Raw genomic sequence first — 957 nt, 5'->3', positions numbered from 1 at the left:
GGCGCTGGTACGCGTCCTGTCGGCGGTCGCGGCCGATCCGGGGATACGGCTCTCGGCCCTGCCCGTCGTGTCCCCCACCCAGCGGGACATGCTGGAACGCTGGGGTTCGGGGCCTGAGGCCTCGGGGGCGGGGACGGTGACCGGGGGCTTCGCCCGCACGGTGCGTTCCGGCCCGGGTGCGGTGGCGGTGGTCGACGGGGACCGGACCCTGACCTACCGGGAACTCGACGTTCTCTCGGACCGGGTCGCGTATCGGCTGCTCGCGGCCGGTGTCACGGCCGAGACACCGGTGCCGGTGCTGATGCAACGCGGTGCGGGACTGGTGATCGGGTTGCTGGGGGTCATGAAGGCGGGGGCCGCCTATCTCCCCCTCCACCTCGCCCACCCGGCCCCCCGGATGCATGAGACCACCGAAGGCAATACTTCCCCGGTCCTGTTGATCGACTCAGCTCATGCGGATCACCCCTACACCCTCAGCCAGCCCTCAACCCGCAGCATCCTGACCATCACCGATGACGGCACCGATGAGGTGGCTGACGGTGTGGTGCTGCCTGCTGTGCTGCCGGGGCAGTTGGCGTATGTGATGTTCACGTCGGGGTCGACGGGTCGCCCGAAGGGCATCGCCGTCACCCACCAGAGCGTGACGGACCTGGCACTGGATCCGGCCTGGAACGTCACCCCGGGGGACCGGGTCCTGTTCCAGGCACCCCACGCCTTCGACGGATCCGTCTACGAACTCTGGACCCCCCTCCTGACCGGCGCGGCCATCGTCATCACACCCCCGGACCAGATCACCGACGCACCCGCCCTGCGCACTCTCACCGAACGGCACCGGATAACGCATGTGTCTTTGACGGCCGGATTGTTCCGGGTGATCGCGGAGACCGATCCCGGCGCCTTCACCGGCCTGACCGAGGTGACGACGGGCGGGGATGTGATTCCCCCGGACGCGGTGCG

The 957-nt window shown here is 69.5% G+C and carries 1 protein-coding gene; it reads left to right on the top strand.

Annotation, left to right across the window (positions count from 1 at the left end):
• Positions 1-88 precede the first annotated feature (88 nt).
• Positions 89-957: AMP-binding protein (locus IE247_RS33900; protein WP_229869530.1), on the top strand; the 869-nt coding region annotated here is incomplete at its 3' end.

The sequence above is a fragment of the Streptomyces inusitatus genome (genome assembly GCF_014651115.1).
Classification (GTDB): Bacteria; Actinomycetota; Actinomycetes; order Streptomycetales; family Streptomycetaceae; genus Streptomyces; species Streptomyces amakusaensis.
This window is presented reverse-complemented; position numbering and strand designations above follow the sequence as displayed.